At 40.4% G+C, this 6,590-nt stretch carries 10 protein-coding genes; 5 read left to right on the plus strand and 5 right to left on the minus strand.

The features are described from left to right. Positions 1 to 100: 100 nt before the first annotated feature. Positions 101 to 421, minus strand: coding sequence for a thioredoxin family protein (locus G8O23_RS16835; protein WP_166367031.1), 321 nt, complete (start codon positions 419 to 421; stop codon positions 101 to 103). 60 nt (positions 422 to 481) lie between these two features. Continuing rightward, complete coding sequence (locus G8O23_RS16840) at positions 482 to 952, minus strand: MarR family winged helix-turn-helix transcriptional regulator (protein WP_166367033.1); 471 nt, start codon at positions 950 to 952, stop codon at positions 482 to 484. A gap of 86 nt (positions 953 to 1,038) precedes the next feature. On the opposite strand from G8O23_RS16840, the gene G8O23_RS16845 reads away from it, so the two are divergent. The 5 genes from G8O23_RS16845 to G8O23_RS16865 all read left to right on the plus strand — a co-directional run bounded on the left by G8O23_RS16845 (position 1,039) and on the right by G8O23_RS16865 (position 4,983). Next, the gene (locus G8O23_RS16845; RefSeq protein ID WP_166367035.1) at positions 1,039 to 2,496 is read left to right on the plus strand and encodes a reductive dehalogenase; all 1,458 of its coding nucleotides are present in this window, start codon (positions 1,039 to 1,041) and stop codon (positions 2,494 to 2,496) included. Between the two features lie 98 nt (positions 2,497 to 2,594). Further along, a complete protein-coding gene (locus G8O23_RS16850; protein ID WP_166367037.1) occupies positions 2,595 to 2,888 on the plus strand; it encodes a hypothetical protein in 294 nt (97 codons plus the stop codon). Beyond that, positions 2,846 to 4,033, plus strand: a complete 1,188-nt coding sequence (locus tag G8O23_RS16855) for an FMN-binding protein (protein WP_166367039.1) — start codon at positions 2,846 to 2,848, stop codon at positions 4,031 to 4,033. Before G8O23_RS16850 ends, G8O23_RS16855 begins: the two co-directional genes overlap by 43 nt. Further along, complete coding sequence (locus G8O23_RS16860; protein ID WP_219932583.1) at positions 4,020 to 4,493, plus strand: DsrE family protein; 474 nt, start codon at positions 4,020 to 4,022, stop codon at positions 4,491 to 4,493. Before G8O23_RS16855 ends, G8O23_RS16860 begins: the two co-directional genes overlap by 14 nt. Before the next feature lie 91 nt (positions 4,494 to 4,584). Then, positions 4,585 to 4,983: a thioredoxin family protein gene (locus G8O23_RS16865; protein WP_166367041.1), complete on the plus strand. Its 399-nt coding sequence runs from the start codon at positions 4,585 to 4,587 to the stop codon at positions 4,981 to 4,983. A 68-nt stretch (positions 4,984 to 5,051) separates the two neighbouring features. Here G8O23_RS16865 and G8O23_RS16870 read toward each other — a convergent pair whose 3' ends face one another. The 3 genes from G8O23_RS16870 to G8O23_RS16880 all read right to left on the minus strand — a co-directional run bounded on the left by G8O23_RS16870 (position 5,052) and on the right by G8O23_RS16880 (position 6,480). Further along, positions 5,052 to 5,288 (minus strand): CDGSH iron-sulfur domain-containing protein, encoded by a 237-nt coding sequence (locus G8O23_RS16870; protein ID WP_166367043.1) that lies wholly within the window; start codon positions 5,286 to 5,288, stop codon positions 5,052 to 5,054. An 86-nt stretch (positions 5,289 to 5,374) separates the two neighbouring features. Continuing rightward, positions 5,375 to 5,731, minus strand: a complete 357-nt coding sequence (locus G8O23_RS16875; protein WP_166367045.1) for a DsrE family protein — start codon at positions 5,729 to 5,731, stop codon at positions 5,375 to 5,377. A gap of 95 nt (positions 5,732 to 5,826) precedes the next feature. Then, positions 5,827 to 6,480 carry a thioredoxin domain-containing protein gene (locus tag G8O23_RS16880; protein ID WP_166367047.1) on the minus strand — a complete coding sequence of 218 codons (654 nt, stop codon included), beginning with the start codon at positions 6,478 to 6,480 and terminating at the stop codon, positions 5,827 to 5,829. Between the last annotated feature and the right edge of the window lie 110 nt (positions 6,481 to 6,590).

Below are 6,590 nucleotides of genomic sequence, written 5' to 3' on the forward strand. Positions count from 1 at the left end.
TCTCATCAGGATGCTGCTTTACAAAATCTATAAAATTCATTTTCAATATATTTTGTACAAATATAATAATTTAGGCACATTAGCGGATAATCATATAAAGTTAAATTAGCATTCGCTCAATTTCCTCAACGATTTCCCTTTTAGACACCGTTCCAGTCATCCGATGTATAACATTGCCCTTTTTTAAAAAAAGAATGGACGGAATGCTTACTACCCCGAAATGTTCAGCAATTCGCGGATATTTATCCACATCAACCTTGCCGATGGTTACCCTGCCATCGTAATCGATATCAAGATCATCAATAAGGGAACCAACTACTTGACAGGTACTGCATCTTTGAGCCCAAAAGTCGATCACTGCTGGTTTTGGGTTACGAAGTACTTCTTCTTCAAAATTTAGTGTATGGATTTCTTTTGCCATAATGTTTTCTTTGAATTTTTTTTTTCATATAGTCGACAAATTTCTAATTCCTGACATTGCTTACTCACGTATTTCATCAAAACCATAAGTTTTTTCTGCCAGATTTCCCTTAATCCTAATTAACCTGTCGATTAGCTGCTCCTCATCTTTATCAGTGAAGTCTAGGAAGGCCTTAGCTAGTGCCGCATCGGCACATTTTACTGCATCGTGGTATAAGGTCTCTCCCTTAACTGTAAGATTAACCACGTTGTACCGTTTGTCGTTTTTAAAAATTTCTCTCTTTACCAGTCCATCCCTTTCAAGTCCATCCAAAAGCCGTTTCACCTTAACCTTATTTAGCCAAAGAAAATCAGCAATCTCTTGCTGTGTGCGATTGGGATAACTCAGTAGAAGGGAGATAACGCTCCACGACGATGGCTCCATGTCGTAACCGTTTTCCTTTAAGCATTTCACCATTTCCCTTCCAACTGCACGAGAAATCTGCATTGTGAGCATTCCCAGCGATCGACCAAACCTGTATTTTGCTACCATATAATTAAACCTTTTAATCTTAAAATATCTATAAAGATATAATATTAGTTACAAGTGAAACTATTATGTTTGTAAAAAGTTCAATTATGGATAGAAGAAATTTTCTTAAGTACGCTGGATTGGGGAGTGGGACACTTGCGCTGGCAGGTTTTTCAGTTGCTGGGTTTGTGGCTGGAAGAGGTAAGGATGGGAATACAGGTTATGGAAAAACGCCCTACGGAAAAGACCAATTCTTTAATCGCAAACCATTCTGGGTAGAAAAACCTACTTATGAAGCTGTTGGAAATCCACAAAGGATAGATTATTTGGATAGACTTTTCAAGCGAAATGCTGAAATGTACCAATTTATTTATTCTGTTGGGCAAGGTAACCTTGAAACAATAAAGGTGCAGGGTATTGAAGGATTGCCAGAGCATTTGAGGGCTTATTTCCAGGAACACCCTAAGGCTTTTGAAGAATTTTTTACAGCCATTGAAAAATCGCAGGAGCAGAAGGCCAACTGGCCTAAATACCGAGATAAGTACCTGCTTGCCGATGCCTGGTCGTCGGCGCACTCAAGCCCATTAAAAATTCGCAATTCCTTTCCGCCAGAGCCACAGGGGACACCTGAAGATTGGGATTTTAAAGGGGTTAACCCTTATCCACTACCTCTAAAATCTCCTAAACACGGGTCGGAACTTATTAAGAAGATTGCGCACTCCTTTGGTGCAACGCTGGTTGGCATAGCAAAAGTTAAACCCGAATGGGTTTATCAGGGCTTTCTACGTGGAGTAGGCAAGGGCGATTTTGAGGTTCCTGAACATTGGAAATACGCAGTGGTTATCGCAGTTCCCCACGAGTGGGAATCGTTCTATGCCAATCCAACCTACGGCACATCATACGATGCCTACTCAATGCTACGGTTTATTGCTGGGAAGTTGGAAACGTTTATTCGAGAGATTGGCTACCCCGCCCGTTCGCACGTTCCTCCCACCCAGTACGATTTAGTGATGCCGCCTCTGGCAATCGATGCGGGATTGGGTGAGCTGGGTAGGAATGGTGTGCTAATCACTCCAGAACTTGGTGGAAACACACGATTGGCCGCAGTAACCACGAGTATGCCATTTGAACCCGATAAGCCTATAGATGTGGGCATTGCAGAATTTTGCAAGAAATGTAAAATCTGCGCAGAGGAGTGTCCCAGCGAATCCATAAGTTCTGACGATGAGCCTACTCAAAACATTCGAGGTTTTAAACGATGGAGCATCGATCAGGATAAATGCTTCACGGCATGGAACTCCGTGGGCACCAGCCATCCCCGAGGATGCAGGGTTTGCCTTGCAGTTTGCCCTTACTCGCGCAAAAACAACTGGCTTCACACTCTCGCTCGTGAGGGCGACCCCCGCGATCCATCAGGGATTATTGCATCTGCAATGCTGGCAATGCAAAAAAACTTTTTCGATTACCCAGGAGCCAACGAGTACTTACCTCCCCCAGATGGAAACAACAAAACCTACGGCAAAGCACCCGATTGGCTTAGAACGGAGGAGTGGTTTGATCTTTAACACCTCCACTCAATCAACCAATCATTCAATCACTCAATCACTCAATCACTCAATCACTCAATCACTCAATCACTCAAACTATGTTCCCCTATTCAACAATGTTACAACCCATATTCTGGATGTTAATGGGCATTCTGGTAGCAACGTTCTTCGATGGCCTACGATACTGGTTTCAGGACTTACGAGTCAGGATGACCTGGAGGAAATGGGCACTCGTATTGATATGGCTATTCCTTCTGGCTTTTACGCTAGGTGCTGGCTTTACGCTTATTGGCGAGAATGAGCCAAAAGCAGGATTAAGGTTTATGCTGTTTTTTGGAGTGATAATACTTATTACAGGTAGCGGGCTATGGAAGATACTTGCACAGGGAAGAGAAAAAAGAAAGCAATAAAGAATTGGGTAGTTATACTAGGAATTCCATTGGTAATTCTACTCTCGTGGTTCGCTGGTGGGTATTATATGGTTGATAGCGATGTAGCGCTTGCACGTAAAAATATTCTGGCAAAAAACCTGAAACCCAACAGGGTTAATTCGCAAAAGTGGATTATTTGCGACAGTTTAGATAACCACGTTGGGTATGCATACCTTGGCAAGGGAAGCGGATACGGAGGGAAAATATTAACGCTAACTTTCACCGATACAGCCAAGGTTATTACTTCAATTGAAGTAATCTCACATTCCGAAACACATACCTACTTTAAGAAACTTCGGGAGAAGAATTTTTACAATAACATTATTGGCACACAACCTCAAGCCTTAGCAGAAGATAAAAATGTTGATGCAATATCTGGGGCCACCCTTTCATCGCTAGGAATAATTGAAACTATTGTTGATGGCTACTCAAAAGGCGAAGGTTTATCCTTTAACCATAAATCTAATATAACGTTTGGTTTAAAAGAGGTTGCTGTAATTCTCCTTTTAGCAATTAGCTTGATTATACCGAAAATAAAAAATGCCAAGCTTAAAGTTTGGCTACTTTGGTCAGCACAAATTGGAGCGCTTGCAACCCTCGGCATTTGGCTAAACAGCGCAATAACGCTTACCCAACTAAATGCGCTTACTCAATGCTACTTACCTGCGCTAGCGGGTGGGCTTTTTATAGTAATCCTTATAGTTGGCAGTATACTAATTCCTTTGGTAAGCGGAAAGAACATTTACTGCACCTCGGTTTGCCCCTTTGGGGCAGCACAACGGGTTGTTGGGCTTTTTGGAAAACCAAAAACCTTTCGCCTTTCCTACCTGAAATGGCTAAAACGGATACAGTGGTCGGCTGCTTTAATTGCAATTTCATTTGCAGCATTCGCCCGTAACCCAACCATTTCGGATTACACCATTTTTGGCAATTTTTTTAGGTTGAATGGCTCTTCGATAGCCATTGGAGCAGTTTTGCTAATGGTGATAATATCACTATTTATAAATCGTCCCTGGTGTCATTTTGCTTGCCCAATTGATGGCGTATTTGCATATGTTAAACTATTTCACAGAGTAATTGTTAAACCTTTTACCACTAATACTCAGAAAAATGAAAACAACTAATCTGAAAGCAATGCTGATTTTAGCACTCGTTTTATTCACATTTAATATCAATGCTGCTTCAAAGGCAGACAACACACTCACCAATTCAAGTACTGCATATCAAACTACACCTCCTAATGCACAAAGCGATACACTTGTGATCCTTTGGACATCGGGCGACCCCGATGTGGCGCTCAAAATGGTGTTTATGTACGCCGGAACCTCCGCTCGCGTAAAATGGTGGGGACACGTTAGGTTGATAATCTGGGGGCCATCATCGAAGCTAACCGCGGAAAACCCTGAGATACAACAGGGCATTGCAAAAATGCAGGAGAATGGCGTGGTGATTGATGCCTGCAAAGCTTGTGCCGATGATTATGGTGTTTCCGACAAGCTATCATCCTTAGGTATTGATGTGAAGTATATGGGGAAACCGCTTACTGAATACCTAAAATCGGGGAAAACTGTTCTCACTTTTTAAACACAGAAAAAAATCTAAATATTTTGTCAGGTATATTATTTCTGTCTGACTAATACCTAAAATCACCATTACTAACTAAAAACAGAAAACTATGAAAAGGATGATTTTAGGAATAGGATTATTTATTGTTGCAGGTTTGTTTGCGCAAACTAATGCTCAGGATGCTAAAACCGATGCTAAACTTATAGCAGTAAAATTCCACGCCGACTGGTGTGGTGCTTGTAAAGCCATTGCCCCCGACTTTAAAGCCTTACCTGATAAACTTGAAGGCAAATCGGTGAGTTTTTACCAGTTCGATTTAACAAATAAAGAGACAAAAGAAAAATCGAGCGAGCTGGCAAAAAAAATTGGCCTTGAGAAGATTTACAACGATAACCAGAAAACGGGCTTTATCCTTGTAATCGACACCAAAACCAACAAGGTGCTTGAAACGCTAACGCGCAAGGATGATTTAGCCTCAATGCAAGAAAAAATTAGCAAGTACTTGTAATTGTTTAGTTTATAAAGCAAAAAACCGCCTAATGGGCGGTTTTTTTATTACAATTAAATGGCTTTTTATTAAATATTTTGGTGTGTGCCATCGCAAAAGGGAGGCTTCTTAGTGTGCTTACAACCGCACCAAGCCACTGTTTTTTGCTCATCAATAACAACCTCCTTTGGTTGAAACGATGTACCCTGATGAGAGCCATCACAAAATGGCTGATTTTTGCTCTTCCCACAGGCACACCAGTAGTAGGTTCCTGGTTTCATATCCATTACAAACGGACTTTTTTGGGCAATCGTAGGCTTTTCCATAGTAGTGTAGTTTGAGTTTGTTTATTCTTCAATATACAAATAAAGGCTTAGCGAATGCTAAGCCTTTATAAATTCAATACAAAAAATTAAAACGAAACTATCTGAAAGCCCTCATCGATTAGACTTAGTAAGCTGGGGTGATCCTTATACTCTCCTAAAAGTTGTACGCCAGCTTTTTCAACGGCACTCTTTACGCCAAAAGCCTGCGAGCAGAATTTACATGCTCCTGTAATCTGTGGTTTAAGCGCAGCATACATTCCATGCAGCTTATGGTTTTCGTCCTCAAGAGTAGGAATCCACTTGGTTCCTGCACCCTCAAAAATAAGTTTCAAATCAGCTTTACTTTCAATTGCCTCGTTGGCAAGAACAAAAGCATTAGCTACACGACCCATCGATTCCGCTGTGTCGGTATCGGCAAAAATTACGATTGCTAGTTTTGTCATCTTTTTACGTTTTTATGGTTATTAAAATATTTGTGAATATATAGTCGTAAGATTTATCAAACCTGACAGAGTATTCTAAGTTTTTTTAACCACTACTACTTTATTCGGCTTGAGATATTTGCTTTAAAAACATTTTCAAGTTCACTTTTACTAATAATTCCAGTGTGCGTAAAAAGCGACTTGCCATTTTTATATAGAATAAGGTTTGGGACACTTTGGATGCTTAAACTTTTCATAAGCCTTTTACTTGCATCAGCGTTTATTTTAACTACGGTAATTTGGCCATTGTACTCCGTTTTAAGGCTATCAATCATGGGCATCATTTTACGGCATGGGGCGCACCATGGTGCGTAGAAATCCACAAAAACTAACTCTCCCGAATTAATTAAAGCAGTAAACTCATCTAGCTCCATTTTGTTTTCCGTATCAGGTTTAGCATCGGGCTCTACTTGTATTGGAAGGTTTTTTAGATTCCACTCCATAATGCCATGCTCCAGATTAAAAACTTTTTCGTAGCCGTTTTCTGCTAAAATTTCAGCGGCTCTTAGGCTTCTGTAACCAGTATTACAATACAAGTAGATGGGTTGATTTTTTGGAAGTAGCAATAGTTTTTGCCTAAAATCCAGAGCGTAATAGTTTAATTGACCAGCCTCTTCAATGTGTCCGTTTTTAAACTCGCCAATAGTTCTTACATCAAGCAATGTTCCTGAAAAATCCTTTATGTGTTTTTCAAATTCAGCAGAATTCAACTGTTTTACAGCTGTTTTAACCCTAAATAACCAAGCATTTTTTTTACAATTTTATTATTTATTTTTACCAACGGACAAACGACCGATGGTGACTGTTATACCGAAGGTTC

Source organism: Perlabentimonas gracilis (assembly GCF_011174675.1).
In the GTDB taxonomy this organism is placed as follows: domain Bacteria; phylum Bacteroidota; class Bacteroidia; order Bacteroidales; family Tenuifilaceae; genus Perlabentimonas; species Perlabentimonas gracilis.

Coding starts and splice junctions, on each gene's coding strand:
- G8O23_RS16870 (WP_166367043.1), bottom strand. CDS start 5,288: ATGGAAAAGCCTACGATTGCCCAAAAAAGTCCGTTTGTAATGGATATG.
- G8O23_RS16835 (WP_166367031.1), bottom strand. CDS start 421: ATGGCAAAAGAAATCCATACACTAAATTTTGAAGAAGAAGTACTTCGT.
- G8O23_RS16840 (WP_166367033.1), bottom strand. CDS start 952: ATGGTAGCAAAATACAGGTTTGGTCGATCGCTGGGAATGCTCACAATG.
- G8O23_RS16875 (WP_166367045.1), bottom strand. CDS start 5,731: ATGACAAAACTAGCAATCGTAATTTTTGCCGATACCGACACAGCGGAA.
- G8O23_RS16865 (WP_166367041.1), top strand. CDS start 4,585: ATGAAAAGGATGATTTTAGGAATAGGATTATTTATTGTTGCAGGTTTG.
- G8O23_RS16855 (WP_166367039.1), top strand. CDS start 2,846: ATGGAAGATACTTGCACAGGGAAGAGAAAAAAGAAAGCAATAAAGAAT.
- G8O23_RS16850 (WP_166367037.1), top strand. CDS start 2,595: ATGTTACAACCCATATTCTGGATGTTAATGGGCATTCTGGTAGCAACG.
- G8O23_RS16860 (WP_219932583.1), top strand. CDS start 4,020: ATGAAAACAACTAATCTGAAAGCAATGCTGATTTTAGCACTCGTTTTA.
- G8O23_RS16845 (WP_166367035.1), top strand. CDS start 1,039: ATGGATAGAAGAAATTTTCTTAAGTACGCTGGATTGGGGAGTGGGACA.